This is a genomic window from Streptomyces sp. NPDC053513, assembly GCF_044544765.1.
Lineage (GTDB): Bacteria > Actinomycetota > Actinomycetes > Streptomycetales > Streptomycetaceae > Streptomyces > Streptomyces litmocidini.
Window position 1 is genome coordinate 43,933 of record NZ_JBITXP010000022.1, and the last position, 15,300, is coordinate 59,232.

Consider the following 15,300-nt stretch of genomic DNA (forward strand, 5'->3'; position numbering starts at 1 on the left):
CTGGTCTCCTTGATCGTCCGGCCCGGCCCGTGGTCTGTCCGGCCCCACCCATCGCCGTTCAGTCGGACGACGGCCCCTCTACCGGTCACAGTATGCACACCGAGGGCCAGCCCCTGTGGGTCGGCGGTCACCGGCGCGGGTGACCGATGGCCCACACCACCCGACATCACCCCATCAAGTTGAGCATCGGCGGTCGGCTGGAGCCTCCTGCAGGTTGCGGCCACATCGTGGGCAGCTGACAGGCCTGAGTCCTGCTACGGCGTGGCCGAGGCGGACGCGCCGGACATCCTCACCGCTGAGCGCGCAGGCCACAGTCCACGGCGAGTGAATGCTGCGGGAGGGCTCTCTGGGCACGTAGCCAGGTTCGCGGGAGATCTGATACGGGTCGAGGCGCCGGGAGTTGTCCGGACCGCTGCCTTGGAGCGTTCCTTGGCGAGGTCCCTGCGCTGTTGAGTGTGCGCGCGTTCCCAGGCCCTGGCGCACGGGCCGTGACAACCGGGTGGGACGTCACAGCCGACGAGGAAGGCCCTCGTCTGCTGGAGCGACGGCTGGGTCGTGCGGTGCACGATCCAGCAGGCGGTGGAGCGCGGAAGCGTGCAGAACTGCAACTCGGTCGCTTCAGAGCGCCCGGCAGTAGGCGTGCTGGGCACGCCCGGCACGCCCCCGGATACAGAGCGGGCACGAGCCCAGGTGATCATGGAGTTCTCTGCGCTCAGTGATCACAGGAGGGCTCGCGCCTGTCCTGCCGTCATGCCTGCTCGGACCCCTGTGGCACCAGTCCGTGGCTCTGCTGCCCGAACACGTCGACACGCACCCGCGTCGGTCTCAGCCCCAGTCCTGCAGCCGCTGGAGCAGGTCGGCGTCGCCCTCCATCCGCAGCGAACCGGCCGGGATGCGCATGTACATGAGCAGGGCCAGCTCGCTCGCCGTGCCGTAGACGGCGGCGGTGGGCTTGCTCTCGGCGGCCTCCGCCGCGGTGAGGCGGGTGAAGCGGGAACCGGCGGCGTCCACCGTCTGGCGCCAGGAGCCGGCCTCGGCTGCGTGGTAGTCCATGGTGGCGGGCTCGCCCGGCCACGGGACCGTGACGGTGCAGACGGTGGCGAGGAACTCCTCGATGGCGTCGACCGCCTCGGTCGTCGGCAGCTCCTGCGGGGTACCGGAGGCCAGTTGGGCGTCGTAGGTGTGGATCAGCGACTCCGGGACGCGGCGGCGGGCCACGGCGGCCACCGTGTGCGGCGAGGCCAGCGGCTCCCACCAGGCCCAGCAGCCCCGGTCCGGGCCGGCCTCGCGCAGAGCGGTGAGCAGCTGCTCCGTCGAGTCGGCCAGCCAGGTTATGAGGGCCTCGCGCTCCCTGGGCGCCGCCAGCCCGTCCTTGCTCGGCCGCTCGTCGCCCGGCGCGGTGTTCAGCACGATGTAGGCCCAGAAACGGTCCCCCTCACTGAGGTGGTTCGCCAGGTCGTACAGCGTCCAGCCCGGGCAGGACGGGACGTCGGCGTCGAGGCCGGGGGCCGCGGCGACGGCGGCGCGGAACGCGGCGGACCGCTCGTCGATCATCCGCAGCAGGGTGGGGAAGTAGAGGTCCTCAGTCACGCAGACCTTGTATCACCCGGTCCGGAACTCTCGCACTCGGTTAAGACCGTCGCTGCATCACCCGGTATGGCGGGGAGCCCTTCTTCGTCCGGAGAGCGGCCAGGACCACTCCTCGCTCGGCGTGGTTGAGGACCTGGGTCGCGCCGACCGCTCGCGGAAGATCGTCTCCGAGGCGGCGGGCTTGCTCTCGCAGGGCTTTCTCGCGGCGGGCGGCCTCCCAGCTTTCGTGGCCCTCTTCCTGGTCCAGGTCGCATCCGCCGGCGAAGATCTTCACCACAGACCACGAGGGCACGCCCTTGCCGGAGTGTGGTCGGGTGGTAGCGGGTCCTCTCCGCCGGCTTCCGGTAGCCGATGCCTTCAGCTTGTTCTTCATCTTCCGTCCGCGGCATAGGGCGGGGACGGAAGGCTCCAGTCGGCGTCCGACCGGCTGACGATCTTTCGAAGTTCGCGGGCGCTTCGGGGCGAGATGGCCTGCATCACCGTGTCGAGCAGGGCTCGGGCTTCGAGGGGGTTGCCGCAGCAGTACCAGTGCACGTTGCCCCACTCGTAGTCGTGCCACAGAGCAGGCTCGGGCTGGTGGACGTAGTCCTGCCATAGGCGCACAGCAGCGCTGACATCGCCTGGCTGCAGATAGTTGCGGGTGCGCTCGAGGCGGATGATCTCGGACAGCGCGCGCGAGGACAGGCCGTCGATGACCAGCCTTGCCCCCGTCGTCCGGTGGCTGCCTGGGTCGCCGGCACGGACCCGCCCTGGCCGTCTACGCGGCATGGACCTTTCGGTGCGTCATCATGCGGTACATGGTGCCACGGACTCGAACGGCGTCCCGAACGGATTCGCCCGCATGGGGATTCACCGGACGCGGGGGTGGTCTTCGTCTGGTCATGTGCTCCGGCCAAGGTGCACGTGACCACGACGAAGGCCGTGGGGGTGGGTCTGCTGCCTGATGCTGTCCGGAGGGACAGCATGCACGGAAGCGTCACGCTTCCGGGGAGACTTCTATACGACTGTCCGACCGCCCGTCGCGACGAGTTGTTCGGGCTGGCGGACGCGGTGCTGTGTGCGGACGGCGCCGCGTGCGGACGGTGCGGTGAGACCCCGGTGGACTTGACGCTGTCACCCGAGCACCGTCGCGTGCACGGAGCAATGTGCGGCCGCCTGAACCACGGTCGGGTCGAGGTCGATCGGCTGCGGGCGGTGCTGGCCGGGCTGTCGCTGCCGCGTTTCGACGGTGGACGTCTGTCCTGGCGGTCGATGTGTCACCGTGGCTTCGTTCGGACGCGCCGTGCTCGGCGGGGTGGCTGTTCTGCCACGTCTACGGCCGGGCGAAGACGGCGTCGCAGTTCGTTCCGGGCCGACCCTGCTCCTTCGTGGCCGTGCTGGAGTCGGATGTGACCTCCTGGACGGCGATCCTGGACGCGGTGAGGCTCGGCCCGGCGGACGACGCGACAGCGATCATCGCCGCCCCGCTGAGAGGTGTCGCCGAGCGGCTCATTGCCGCAGGCCCGCAGCAGGCCGGGGGCCCACATATCGTGATCGTCAGCGATGCCGGCTACGACGTCACCCGCCTGGCCCGGGTCCTGCGCGACCTGCCCGTCGAGCTGGTCGGCCGGGTCCGCTCCGACCGCGTGACGCGTCTGCCGAAGCCACCGAGGACGCACGGCGTCAACGGCCGACCGCCCAAGCTCGACACGGAGTTCCGCTTCGCCGAACCGGAGACCTGGACCGGGCCCGCGATCACCACGGTTACCGACACGACCGACTACGGCAAGGCCGAGACCCGGACGTGGGGCCGGGTCCACCCGAGGCTCGCCCGTCGCTCCTCCTGGCTCGACCGCGATTTCGCGAAGCAGACCCTCGGCTGGACCGCCCGAAGCTCCGTACTCCCGAGGCGGCGGACCGCTGGACCTGGATCCTGATCGTCGCTCACACCCGGCTCCGGCTCGCCCGACCACTCGCAGCGGCCCCCGCCGGCCCCGGACGGCCATCCGGCGCCAAGAACAAACACCAGACACCCCGCTCTACGACGTCGGCAAGCCCGCCAAACGCCCCGAGGCCCTCAAGGTCATCGGCAAGTCTGGAAGATCTTGGTGGATAAAGAACAAGCTAATCTCGGGGCGATTTGATCATTCACGCAAGGGGGAGCACACATGCGTGCAGGGAAGGCGACGGCCGCCCTGGCCGCCGCGCTGACGGCCGCCCTGCTGGCCGGCTGCGGCAACGCGCCGGACGGCTCGGACCGTCCCGAGACCTCGGCGAGCGGGGACGCGAAGCCGCCGGTCAAGCTGTCCGTCCCGCCGGCCTACGACGGAACGAAGGGCTGGGACGAGTCCCTTCCGTGGGTGCCCGGGAACGCGGAGCCGCCCGTGGCCGTCCTGCCCGGCGCCGCCGCCGTGGCCCTGCTGACGCCGGACACCGGCGGGTTCGCCGTGCGGACCAGGGCCGCCGACAGCGGGAAGGTCCTGTGGACCTCGGCCGTCTGGAGCCCGCCGCGACGGCTCGAGTACGCGGACGACGACGACATCCCCCGCGTGCTCGGGGTCGAGCAGGACGGGCGGACGTTCGTCGTCGTGTCCGCGCACGGGACGGTGGGCAAGGACGATCTGCACGACGGCACCGAGGTGGTCCGCCTCGCCGTCTTCGACGCCGTCGGCGGGCAGGCCACCGGGCGCAAGCCGCTGCGGGAGATCGACGTGCCGGTCACCGTGAAGGCGGACGACGACGGATGGCGGGTGAGCGCCGACGGCGGCCGCGTCCTCGTCGCCCACGGCGACCACGGCCTCTACCCGAGGTGGGGCACCACCGTCGACCTGGTCAGCGGCAAGGTGACGGACTACGGGCCTCCCGCCGGGCTGCTGAAGCAGTGTGAGGGCAAGACCCTCGAGTGCGGCTGGAGCCGGGTCGTCGCGGCCGGTCCGAAGGGTCCCCTGGTCGGCCTCGGCCACGGCTTCGGCGTCCCGGACGCCTGGTTCAGCGACACCGTCCTGCCCCCGGGCGCGGCGCGGGCGCACTCCTTCGGCTTCTCCGAGTCCTGGAACGGCGACGTCTACGGCGTGGCCCGCGGCCGCTTCCTCGCCCAGTGGCACGGTGCCGAGAAGAACGGGACGGAGGGGCCGACCGTGTGGTCCGTGCACGACGTCGGCTCCGGCGCCCTCCTCGCCCGTATGGACTGCGCCTACGAGGAGTTCCCCACCGTCACCTCCCCGGGCGACTCCCGCGACCATCCGGTCGTCACCTCGCCCTCGGGCCGCTTCCTCGCCGCCGGCCCCGTCGCCTTCGACCTGGAGCGCAAGCGGGGCGTCTGCCTCCAGGGCGACGGCAACCGCAAGACGATCGCGGTGGGAGCGATCGCCGACGACGGCGTCGCCTACGGCACGGTCGACGGCGACGCGTCCCACCCCGTGGTGGCCCGGCTCGACCTGAGGACGGCGACCGGCGACGCCAAGGTGCTCGGCTCCGGCGTCGAGATCCCCCGGCACACCGCCGTGGCCGGTTCGGGGCTCTTCGTCACCCGCGACGGGAACGAGAACGTGCTCGTCGCGGTGCGGCCCGCCCGCTGACCGCCGCGCCGCCCGCTGACCCGGCCCGTCCCTCCCCTGACATACCCTCCTGCGGAACGTCGAGGACGCGGAAACGAGGGAGGGGCGCATGGAACGTCGTGCGTTGATGCTGGCCATGGGCGGATTCGTAGGAGCCTGGGGCGGTGGCGCCGTGCTCGGCGCGGCGCCCGCCGCGGCCGTCGGCGGCGGAGCGGTCGTGGACGTCACCGCCCACGGAGCCAAAGGCGACGGCGCCGCCGACGACACCGCCGCCTTCCAGAGCGCCCTCGCCGCGGTGAAGTCGGTGCCGGGCGGAGCCACACTGCTGGTCCCGCCCGGTACGTACCCGATCGGCGCGAGCCTCGTCCTCGGAGCCGGCACCACCGTCTCCGCTTACGGCGCCCGCGTCGTCCGCACCAGAGACAGCGGCGCCCTGCTGAAGAACTTCGACTCCGTCACCCCCGCCTACGGCTACGCCGGCGCCGGGAACATCGCCGTCCTCGGCGGCACCTGGGACATGCGCGGCGCGCAGTTCAGCAGGCAGAGCGACGCCATCGGCTTCGCCCACTGCGACGGCATCCTGGTGAAGGACTGCACCTTCGTCGACACCCCCTCGGCCCACGCCGTCGAGCTGAACGCGGTCCGCAACGCGGCCGTCGTGAACTGTGTCTTCGACGGCCACCACCCCGGCGACGGCGCGAGCCTCACCACCAAGGAGGCCATCCAGATCACCTGTGCCACCGAGGGCAACCTGCCCGCCCCGGCCTACGACGCCACCCCCTGCGAGGACATCCTGATCACCGGCTGCACCCTGCGCGCCGGCACCACCACCGGGCCGTTCGGCGCGCTGTGCGGCGACCACTGGGGCGCCAAGGGCGTGTTCCACCGGCGGATCAGGGTCATCGGCAACACGGTCGAGAAGAGCGGCGCCTTCGGCATCCGCGCCGCCGACTGGCAGGACTCCGTCATCGCCGACAACACCGTCACCGACGTCGCCGTCCACGGCATCTATCTCAACTCGCCCCAGGGAAACGGGATCAGTGGCATCACCGTCACCGGCAACACGGTCCGTGGTGTCGACGGCAGCGGCGGCATCTCCGTCACCGTCCCCACCGGCGGGGCCCGTCACCGCGACATCACCATCACCGGCAACACCGTCGAGTCGGTGAAGGGCGAGGCCGGCATCTACGCCGCGCAGACCGACGGCCTCACCGTCACGCGCAACACCGTCACCACCACCCTGCGTCTCACCCTCACCGGCAACTGCCAGGGCATCCACGTCCAGAGCTCTCCCCACGCCGTCGTCGCCGGCAACAGCCTCACGGACATCCAGGGCGACGGCATCGGCGTCGACAGCGGCGCCACCGGCACCCTCGTCGCCGACAACACCGTCCTCACCACCGCCGGCCCCGGCATCAACACGGGCGTCAACGGCGCCACCCTGCGCGGCAACCGGATCACCGGAGCCACCGGCTACGCCGTCCGCGTCGGCGGGAACGCGGCAGGCTCCTTCATCCAGTCCACCACCGTCGGCGCGGTCACCGGCGGCGCCTCGGGGGCCGCGATCGGCGTGATGGCGGGCTCCAGCGGCACCTGGCTCGTCGGCAACGACCTCACCGCCCGCGGCTCGGGCACCCCCGCGATCACGGACAACGGCACCGGCACCACCTCCGTACAGAACACGGTCTGACGTCTGGAACACCCCCGTCCGAGCGCCCGGCAGGAGACCGGCACCCCCTTACGGCCCCCGGCCCGGGCTGTCGCGCGGGCCCACGCCCCGCGACGTCGGGTCCGATACGTGGGAGGGCCCGCCGATGCCTGGCCCGAGGACGTCTTCGCCGGCGGACGGTGGACGCCGCCCTCGCCGACGTCACGCGGAACACCGGGACCTCCGTAGGCCTCGCCTGCCTCCTGCCCCCGGGCGACCACATGCTGCGCCTGGTCCTGCGGTCCGGGGTCTCCCCGGAGGTCGCCGCCCCCTGGCTCCGTATCCCGGTCGACGCCCCCGTCCCTGTCGCCGACGTCACCTGCGACGGCAGGGCGGTCGACCAGGCCGGGGACGTCGATGGAGTACGCGTCGTTGTCGAGCATGCGCTGCTTGGTGGAGAAGCCCGAGAGCCGGGATCCGGCACGCTCGTTCCGGGCGCCGGCCAGGGTGGCACGGGCACACTTCTCCGTGTAGGTGGGTGCGGTGTTCGGCGGCCTCAGGTCGTCGTAGAGACGCCACTTGCCATCGGCGTCCTTACGGGCGTGCGCCTGGAGGCACTGCGAGCCGTTGGTGACGCCCGCCTGTGAACCGCCGCCCTCCTTGGAGGAGGCGAAGACGTACTCGTCGCACCGGGTGTTCTTCTTGTCGCCGGTCGCCGGCGGGCGGACGCCTTGAAGCCGAGGAAGCTGCCCCGGTCGAACGACTGGGACTTGTCGGCGGCGGCCGTCTTCCAGGTGGACTTGCGGGTCTGGACGGTCTGCTCGACCACCGAGGAGGCGGTGGTCCAGGAGGTGGGTCCGGTGGACTTCGGGCCGACGAACTCACGGTTGCAGACGGTGTCCCCGCCGCAGGTGGCGTAGCCGTAGACCTTCGCGGGGCCGCCGGTGCGGTGGTGTCGACGACGAACTGCCGCCACGGTGACCATTCGGTGTTGTAATGGGTGCCGTCGTACGGCGAGCTGCGGAACTTGTACGTCCTGCCGTTCTTCAGCCGGCCGGCCGGGACCGTGGCGCCGACTGCGCGGTGCCGGTCTCGGGCCGGAAATTGCAGTTCACCGTGAGCTTCATGAGACTCCGGTCCGGACCCGGAACCGTATGCCTTCAATCGATCGAGTCTTGCCCAGGCGCCCATCGCCGTGCTTCATGACGTGATGGCCAAAGCCCCGTGGTTTCACGCCCGGGGGCGACGCTAGTGGACCGGGGCGCACGAGCACCGCGTCCTCGGCAACGGCCGTCTCAGCCGTCGAGGATCGTTTCGTCCCGGGTGCCAGGCGCCGTTTCGCCCACCCGGGCGACCCAGGGGGCCGGTACCGTCGACGCGGTCCAGGCCGCCAGCTCCGTACCGTCGACACAGACGATCCCGCAGGAGGCCGCGTATTCCAGGGCCGGCTCTGTGAAGGAGCTGGTGGTGACGAGGACGGCCACGTCGGCCTCGTGCACGGCGTAGCAGGTTCCGCCGAACCGCTGGAGGTCGGGAGAGCCGACCCGATGGTCCTTCCCGTACTGCTTGCACTGGAGAACCACACGCCTCCCGTCGGCGGTCGTCGCGATCACGTCCGCGCCGAGGTCGCCGGCGCCGCCGACCACCTCCACGGGGGAACAACCGTCCCGGGCGCACAGAGCGGCGATCGTGTGCTCAAAGCCCTCTGGGTCGACGGCCAGATGGTCCAGCGCCCCGGAGTCGACCGCGGGCGGCGTGGCGGTCTCGACAACGACCGGGGCGGCGTCCTGCGGGGCGGTACCGGTGCCGAGGGCACCCTCCTCCACGCAGCCTTCCGCAACCGGCAGGCGCGCCGTACTCACTGCCCCGTCCCTGGCGCTCGCCCCCGCACCAGCCCTGAGGGCCCCGGTCCGGCGGCGCATCGGGGTCCTGCCCCACCGGGACAGCGCCGTCCCGGCACCCAGCAGCGGTATGAGAACGGTGAGGACCACCAGCAGGTGCGAACCGGTCGAGCGAGTCGTTTTGAACATCAGGGCCACGCCGCCGACCATCGCGCCCACGAGCCCCACTACGAGCACCAGGTCCCGCACGGATCTCACCGTGCTCTCCCGTCGCACCTTGCCCCTGCCCCTGCCCATGCCCCTGCCAGTGACCGTTGTCATCCGGCCCCCTCCCTCGTCCACATCCGCCTCAGTCGCCCACGGCTCGGCCGGGCGCCTCCTTCAGTAGCTTTTCGGCCCGCTCCCCCTTCGCCCCTGTCTTCTCACCACCGGACATGGCAGCTCCTGCGGAGGATCGACATATGACGAAGACCCACCTCACCCCGAACACGTCGTCAAAACGCACTCCGGCCGGTCTTCCGTCCACTGGTAACGCAACGGTGTTCGTCGTGGCGGTCGGGCAGGTGATCCGTTGGTCTGGTCATGGGTGGGAACCGGTCGAGACCCGAGCGTGGGCAGGTGAACTGCAGGTTTTGCACGAGCGGTTCGTGCATCGTCTTGCCAGGTCGGAGCCGCGCGAGTCGGCGCCGGCGTATAGGCGGGGGCTTCTCGCTCCGCTGGAGCGGAAGAACGGCTGGACGCTGTCGGAGGAGGCGGGTCATGCGGGACCGGGCCGGATCCGCCGACTGCTCGACCGGATCGACTGGGATGCGGACGAGGTCCTGGACGGCATGCGCTTTATGCTGGGTTTGGGGCCCTTCGGACCAACTGGGAAGCCCGAAGGGCCGACCGCCCGCAATGCCCACCCCTGAGCGCGGATGGTCGGCCGCCTCGCGCGTTCTGCCTGGGGCTCAGGCGCTCCTGAAGCGGCCTGACCTGCCTGTGGGGGGACGGCCCGCATCGCCCATGTGGGGGGGACGGCCCGCATCGCCCATCTCGTGCCCCGGCCCGGGCGAGCGCCGTTGAGACGGCGTGGGCCATGACACCGAACCCGTGACCGGCCCCTGGTCCGACGAGCTCCGCCTCGCTCTGCTCACCGCCGCTGAGGCTCGCGAGACGATCGAGCGCCTCCAGCTCCTGGAGCAGCTCCACCCCGGTGGGAACGGCCCGGCGACCGGGCAGCTCGCCGCCGACCTCGCCCGCGGCGCCCTGGGGAACGGCGAAGCTGTGTGTCGTGGTCGCCATGACCGGATCAACGAGCGTCGGAGCACAGGGCGGCGTTCATGGCCGATGCCCTGGAATCCGGGGCCGAGACCGCGCCTTCGGGGCCGGGTGCGGCGCTCGATACGCGGGGCCTGCCCGTCGCCCACGGGCTGCGACCGTCGCAGCCCTCACTGTGGCCAGCGCTTCCCCCGTCCCCAGGGGGCGATCTGGGCGAGTGCAGCGGCCAGGGTGCCGATCGCGATCAAGGCGTCGTCGGCGGAAGTCCTGCGGCACACGACATCAGTAGCTGTCGTAGCTGGGCTTGCCGTTCGGCCGGTAGACGCCGACGACGGTGCCGCCCTTCGTCGTCGAGACGCTGACCGGCTCCAGCGCCGTGGGGATCGCGCCGTCGGCGAACAGCCGCTTGCCGGTACCGATGATCACCGGGTGGATGGTCAGCCGGTACTCGTCGACGAGGCCGTGCCGCATGAGGGTCTGGGCGAGGTCGCCGCTGCCGACGACGTTGATGTCGCCGCCGTCGGACGCCTTCAGCGCCCGTACGGCATCGACGGTGTCGCCCTCCAGTAGCGTGGAGTTCTGCCACCGGACGGACGTCAGGGTCCGAGACGCCACGTATTTGTGCATGCTGTTCATCCGCTCGGTGAACGGGTTGTCGGGATCGGCGGTCGGCCAGTACGACGCGAAGATCTCGTACGTCTTGCGGCCGAGCAGCATCGCGTCGGAGCGCTCGTACCAACCGGCAACGGCCGCGCCGACCTCGTCGTCGTCCACCGGTTTCTGCCAGCCGCCGTGCTCGAAGCCGCTCCCCGTGTCCTCGTCCGGACCGCCCGGCGCCTGCATGACGCCGTCGAGCGTCAGGAACGTGCAAACGATGATCTTGCGCATGGTGCGCTCCCTTCGTCGACAGGTAGACCACACAACCGCCGGAAACTCATCGGCGCCACTTGTGCGGCACAGCCGTCCCGTCTCCTCAGATCGTGCGGAGGTGAGGCGGTCGACCCGGCAGGACCAGCCGTTGCGGACCAGGAGCTTGCGCACGGCCCGGTGGTGTCGCAGAGGACGAGCAGCTGTCAGCCCCTGTGACATCGGGAGGTGAGCCTCCATGACCATGCACGGGCTCGTCAGCCGTCGAGGAGGAAGACCACCGTCATCACGACGTGGATGAGGGCCAGGAGGCCGCCGCAGACGACCAGGAAGGCGCCGGCGTAAGTGTCCACCAGGTGCGTGAAGGGGGCCACCGGAACCAGTACGTCCGCCGGGTCCTCCGGAGGGTGGGCCACGGTGATCGCAGGGCCGGCCTCGCCGTGCAGGAAGCCGCGGTACGTGCCGGTCGCGTCCGGGTAGACGTATCCGCCGCGGGACATCGTGGCCCGGGTGGCGGTCACCATGATGCCGTGCCGGTACAGCCAGCGTTCCCGCCGCGCCCGGATCACTCCGTACAGGCCGATCCACAGGCCCAGCCAGGCGATGCCGCCGATCGGGACCGTGAGGATCACCAGGTCCCACTTGCCCAGCGAGCCGGCCACCACGCAGAGGACGACGAGCGCCAGCAGGTGCCACAGCGTGCCCCGCAGGATCCGGCGGTGGAACCTCGTCCGCCAGGTGGGGGCGAGCGAGCGGACCACGGCGAACGGGGCCCCGTCGACGTCGTCGCTGTCCGTCCGGTTCGCCAGGATCGCGTTGACCCCGTCGGCGAAGGCGGTGGCCGCCGCCTCGTCCACGTCGTCGATGCGGTGGACGCGCGGCGTCGCCCCGGCCTTCGCCCGCAGTTCGATCAGGACCGAGCGGCCCTCGGCACGTATCCGGCCCAGCCCGTCGGGGGTGAAGGTGACCTGTTCGCGCGGGAGGTCGAGGACCAGTCCGACGTCCTCGGCGGACAGGACGGCCCCGCCTCGGCCTCGGAGCACGGGGAGGGAGGAGATGGAGGTCGGCATGGGCATGATCGTAGAGCGGGGCGCCGTACCGGTCAGCCCCTCGGATCCTCGCTCCTCCGGCCCCTCCGGGAGAGGAGGGCGACGAGGGCCGCCGCGACGCCTCGTCTGCGGGTCCGGCGCGCTTCCGGGGCATGGGGCGCGCTGGTCGTTACGGGTGCGGTGCCGTCGGTCGCCGGGGTGTCGATAAGGGTGGCGGTGACGACCTCCGCGAAGGCCAATGCCTCGCTCTCGCGGCGGACCTGCTGCGGCAGCGAGACGCCTGATGCGTCGAGGAAGACGATTCAGACACGCATGTTCACCGTCCCTTTTTGATCCGCGGCCACTCATGCGCGATCCAGCGGGCGATCTCCGACTCGTCGCGCTCCATCGCACGTCGTTCGGGCCGCTGCAGACTCCATCCGAGGCGGCCGGTCAGCAGCCGCCACGCCGAGGCCTTCGACAGCCTCACCCCGGTCACCCGCTCGACGACCAGGCCGAATCGTTCCAGGGTCCACAGATCGGCCTCGAAACCATGGGCCTGGGCACCCTGCTCCAGTGCGGTCCGCACCTGCTCGGCCTGGGCGTCGTCCAGCTTGGGCGGACGCCCGGTGGCCGGGCGCCGGCGCAAGGCATCGGTGCTGCCCCCCTCCCACACCCGCTTCCACCGCCGCACGCTCTCCTCGCTGATCCCCGGCATCCGCGCGATCTCGGCACCCGAACGCCCCTGATCGAACAACTCGGCCGCCCGCACACGCCGGGCCTCGGCCGACTGCGGCCGGGTCAAAGGAGGAACAACAAGCGCAGCGTCCGCTCCCGCCTCGTCCGCGACGCTCCGTCAAGCCGGCGCGGCTCTTCTCGACAGCAACCCGCCGCAGGCCTTGACGGACGAGATCTGACGTCGTGCCATGAGAGGACACACCGCGACGGGGGGATGACACGATGGCGGCAGAGGGACATGACGGACCCAGTGGCGAGCCCGAGAGCCACAATCAGGTCCCTCAGAACAGCACTCCGAAAACTCCACTGGGCATTGGCGATTTCGCCCATGTAGCTTGGATCGTCCTGGCTCTCATCGTCTTCGGGCTGATCTTGACCGCGGCATCCGGCGATTGCTCTAACTGCGACAGCAGCAACACGCCCTTGTGGCACTGATCACCGAGCTGCCCACGAACCTGACCGCCACCGCGCTGGTCGCCACTCGGGGCGGCCGCGCGGGCCGGCGTGACCTTGGTCGGCACGGGCTTCTGGCGCTGCTCGACGGGCGCGTCCCCTCATGGCGCTCCGGTCCCGATCCGGGACCGCATGCCGTCGGTCGGCCGGCACCGAGTCTCCTTCGCACATCGGGACGCCGTTTTCGAGGCAGGGCGGGTGGCGGGCCGCCCTGCCGACCGGTTCAGGCCGGGATGCCCGGGCCCCAGTAGGGGCCGTCGTGCTCGCGGACCTCGCCGTCGTCGTCGAGGACGACGAAGCGGTCGAAGGTCCGGGCGAACCAGCGGTCGTGAGTGACTGCGAGGACGGTGCCCTCGAAGCGTTCGAGGGCTGCTTCCAGGGCCTCGGCGCTGTGCAGGTCGAGGTTGTCCGTGGGCTCGTCCAGCAACAGCAGCGTGGCGCCCTGCAGTTCGAGCAGCAGGATCTGGAAGCGGGCCTGCTGGCCGCCGGAGAGCGACTCGAAGGTCTGGTCGGCCTGGGTCTGGAGCTCGTAGCGGCGCAGCGCGGACACGGCCGCGCCGCGCTCCCGGCCGTCCCGGTCCCCGTCGCCGCGGCCCAGGATCTCCACCAGCGTGCGTCCGGTCAGGTCGGGCCGCTGCTGGGTCTGGGCGAACCAGCCGGGCCTGACCCGCCCGCCGAGGCGGGCGGTGCCCGCGTGGGCGACCGGCTCGCCGTGCCGGTCCGGGTCGTGGAGCTCCTGGTCGCTGCCGCCGGCCGCGAGCAGCCGCAGCAGATGGGACTTGCCGGTGCCGTTGGCGCCCAGCACGGCGACCCGTTCGCCGAAGTACACCTCCAGGTCGAACGGCCGGGTGAGGCGCTTCAGTTCGAGTCCCTCGCAGCGGACCGCGCGGACCGCCGTGCGGTCGCCGCGCAGTCGCATGCGGACGTTCTGCTCGACCGGGCGTTCCGGCGGCGGGCCGGCCTCCTCGAAGCGGGCCAGCCGGGTCTGCGTCGCCCGGTACTTGCCCGCCATCGACGCCGAGGCCTTCGCCTGCTGCTGGAGGGTGCGGACCAGGTCCTTGAGCCGTTGGTGTTCCTCGGACCAGCGGCGGTGCAGTTCGTCGAGGCGTTCCAGGCGGGCCTCGCGGGCCTCGCGGTAGTCGCGGAAACCGCCGCCGTGCACCCACACGCCCCCGGCTTCCAGGGTGAGGACCCGGGTGGCGGTCGCGGCGAGCAGCTCGCGGTCGTGGCTGACGTAGAGCACGGTCTTCTGGGAGGCCGCCATGGTCTCCTCCAGCTGCCGTTTGCCCGGTACGTCGAGGTAGTTGTCCGGCTCGTCCAGGAGCAGCACCTGGGCGCTGCCGCGGAAGAGGGCCTCCAGGGCGAGCCGTTTCTGCTCCCCGCCGGAGAGGGTGCGCAGCTCACGGAACCGGGCCTGTCCGAAGGGCAGTCGGAGCGCGGCCTGGGTGACCAGGTCCCATTCGACCTCGGCGTCGTAACCGCCGGCATCGCCCCATGCGGAAAGCGCCTCGGCGTATCGGAGCTGGACGGTCTCGCTGTCCGATTCCATCATGGCCAGTTCAGCACGCTCCATGGCCGAAAATGCATGGCGCAGTTCCGGGCGGGCGAGGGAGACCAGGAATTCGTGCACCGTGGTCGAATCCCGCACCGAACCGATGAACTGGGGCATCACCCCCAGTCCGCCGACCACCCGTACCGTTCCGGATTCCGGCTTCAATTCGCCTGTGATCAGGCGCAACAGCGTTGTCTTACCCATTCCGTTGGCGCCGATCAGAGCTACCTTGTCGCCGTCTCCCACTCGGAAGGACGCATCGTGAAAAAGCATCCGCCCGTCGGCCAACCAGTATTCAAGACCGGAAACCTCCAGAAACCCCATCGATCTCCCACCTTCTGCCGGCCGGTGTGATGCTCCTGAATCCGATCAATCTCTCATGGCGGTCTTGAGCGAGAGAAATTGCCGTGGCACCGTCACAACCGGCCACCCGTCCGGGGAACTTCCCGTCCGGGTCGCCGACCACTGGGTGGTCGGGCACGGGTGATCCCCGTGCCGTTGGCCGCCCGTCCACTCGAAGAGAGGGGAAACACCATGGAGTCCAACGCCCAGCGTCCGGAGACCGAGGAGACCGCCGAGCTCCGCCAGCAGGACGCGGCCGGTACGCCGGAGCTCGAGACCGACGGTCTCGTCTTCAAGCGTGAGCTGCTCAACGAGTTCCTCGGCAACCGCGTGCGCAGCTGATCACCCGCCGTGGGGGGGGGGGGGGGGGGGGGGGGGCCGGGCCCCCCCCGCCCCCCCCCCCCCCCCCGCCGCCCCCCCGCCCCCCCCCCCCCCGTACGNNNNC

The 15,300-nt window shown here is 71.0% G+C and carries 11 protein-coding genes and 2 pseudogenes; 6 read left to right on the top strand and 7 right to left on the bottom strand.

The genetic code is table 11. The features are described 5' to 3' along the window. Positions 1 to 825 precede the first annotated feature (825 nt). Together ACIGW4_RS29250 and ACIGW4_RS29255 are read right to left on the bottom strand one after the other, a co-directional pair. A complete protein-coding gene (locus ACIGW4_RS29250; protein WP_398711944.1) occupies positions 826 to 1,590 on the bottom strand; it encodes a maleylpyruvate isomerase family mycothiol-dependent enzyme in 765 nt (254 codons plus the stop codon). Positions 1,591 to 1,959: 369 nt separating this feature from the next. Further along, positions 1,960 to 2,193: a hypothetical protein gene (locus ACIGW4_RS29255; protein ID WP_399583829.1), complete on the bottom strand. Its 234-nt coding sequence runs from the start codon at positions 2,191 to 2,193 to the stop codon at positions 1,960 to 1,962. Between the two features lie 340 nt (positions 2,194 to 2,533). On the opposite strand from ACIGW4_RS29255, the pseudogene ACIGW4_RS29260 reads away from it, so the two are divergent. The 4 genes and pseudogenes from ACIGW4_RS29260 to ACIGW4_RS29275 form a co-directional block, all read left to right on the top strand. Next, positions 2,534 to 3,678: pseudogene (locus ACIGW4_RS29260) on the top strand (transposase); the annotation flags it as partial. Between the two features lie 59 nt (positions 3,679 to 3,737). Next, a complete protein-coding gene (locus ACIGW4_RS29265; RefSeq protein WP_399583832.1) occupies positions 3,738 to 5,147 on the top strand; it encodes a hypothetical protein in 1,410 nt (469 codons plus the stop codon). 88 nt (positions 5,148 to 5,235) lie between these two features. Continuing rightward, a complete protein-coding gene (locus ACIGW4_RS29270; protein ID WP_399583835.1) occupies positions 5,236 to 6,816 on the top strand; it encodes a right-handed parallel beta-helix repeat-containing protein in 1,581 nt (526 codons plus the stop codon). A 689-nt stretch (positions 6,817 to 7,505) separates the two neighbouring features. Beyond that, on the top strand, positions 7,506 to 7,694 hold the full coding sequence (locus ACIGW4_RS29275; protein ID WP_399583838.1) for a hypothetical protein: 189 nt from the start codon (positions 7,506 to 7,508) through the stop codon (positions 7,692 to 7,694). A 375-nt stretch (positions 7,695 to 8,069) separates the two neighbouring features. Here ACIGW4_RS29275 and ACIGW4_RS29280 read toward each other — a convergent pair whose 3' ends face one another. Further along, the gene (locus tag ACIGW4_RS29280) at positions 8,070 to 8,957 is read right to left on the bottom strand and encodes a restriction endonuclease (protein WP_399583841.1); all 888 of its coding nucleotides are present in this window, start codon (positions 8,955 to 8,957) and stop codon (positions 8,070 to 8,072) included. Positions 8,958 to 9,181: 224 nt separating this feature from the next. On the opposite strand from ACIGW4_RS29280, the pseudogene ACIGW4_RS29285 reads away from it, so the two are divergent. Further along, positions 9,182 to 9,451: pseudogene (locus ACIGW4_RS29285) on the top strand (IS701 family transposase); the annotation flags it as partial. 706 nt (positions 9,452 to 10,157) lie between these two features. Here ACIGW4_RS29285 and ACIGW4_RS29290 read toward each other — a convergent pair. The 4 genes from ACIGW4_RS29290 to ACIGW4_RS29305 form a co-directional block, all read right to left on the bottom strand. Then, positions 10,158 to 10,763, bottom strand: a complete 606-nt coding sequence (locus tag ACIGW4_RS29290; protein WP_123457823.1) for a dihydrofolate reductase family protein — start codon at positions 10,761 to 10,763, stop codon at positions 10,158 to 10,160. A 236-nt stretch (positions 10,764 to 10,999) separates the two neighbouring features. After that, positions 11,000 to 11,812 carry a hypothetical protein gene (locus ACIGW4_RS29295; RefSeq protein WP_399583844.1) on the bottom strand — a complete coding sequence of 271 codons (813 nt, stop codon included), beginning with the start codon at positions 11,810 to 11,812 and terminating at the stop codon, positions 11,000 to 11,002. A gap of 295 nt (positions 11,813 to 12,107) precedes the next feature. Further along, positions 12,108 to 12,575 (bottom strand): winged helix-turn-helix domain-containing protein, encoded by a 468-nt coding sequence (locus tag ACIGW4_RS29300; protein WP_399583847.1) that lies wholly within the window; start codon positions 12,573 to 12,575, stop codon positions 12,108 to 12,110. A gap of 609 nt (positions 12,576 to 13,184) precedes the next feature. Then, a complete protein-coding gene (locus ACIGW4_RS29305; RefSeq protein WP_399583851.1) occupies positions 13,185 to 14,837 on the bottom strand; it encodes an ABC-F family ATP-binding cassette domain-containing protein in 1,653 nt (550 codons plus the stop codon). Positions 14,838 to 15,047: 210 nt separating this feature from the next. Here ACIGW4_RS29305 and ACIGW4_RS29310 point away from each other — a divergent pair, with 210 nt between their 5' ends. Continuing rightward, the gene (locus ACIGW4_RS29310; RefSeq protein WP_398711970.1) at positions 15,048 to 15,197 is read left to right on the top strand and encodes a hypothetical protein; all 150 of its coding nucleotides are present in this window, start codon (positions 15,048 to 15,050) and stop codon (positions 15,195 to 15,197) included. Positions 15,198 to 15,300 lie beyond the last annotated feature (103 nt).

Bases quoted from the DNA above. Each gene is read 5' to 3' on its own strand.
- ACIGW4_RS29265 (WP_399583832.1), top strand. From the start codon at position 3,738: ATGCGTGCAGGGAAGGCGACGGCCGCCCTGGCCGCCGCGCTGACGGCC.
- ACIGW4_RS29270 (WP_399583835.1), top strand. From the start codon at position 5,236: ATGGAACGTCGTGCGTTGATGCTGGCCATGGGCGGATTCGTAGGAGCC.
- ACIGW4_RS29290 (WP_123457823.1), bottom strand. From the start codon at position 10,763: ATGCGCAAGATCATCGTTTGCACGTTCCTGACGCTCGACGGCGTCATG.
- ACIGW4_RS29295 (WP_399583844.1), bottom strand. From the start codon at position 11,812: ATGCCGACCTCCATCTCCTCCCTCCCCGTGCTCCGAGGCCGAGGCGGG.
- ACIGW4_RS29305 (WP_399583851.1), bottom strand. From the start codon at position 14,837: ATGGGGTTTCTGGAGGTTTCCGGTCTTGAATACTGGTTGGCCGACGGG.
- ACIGW4_RS29310 (WP_398711970.1), top strand. From the start codon at position 15,048: ATGGAGTCCAACGCCCAGCGTCCGGAGACCGAGGAGACCGCCGAGCTC.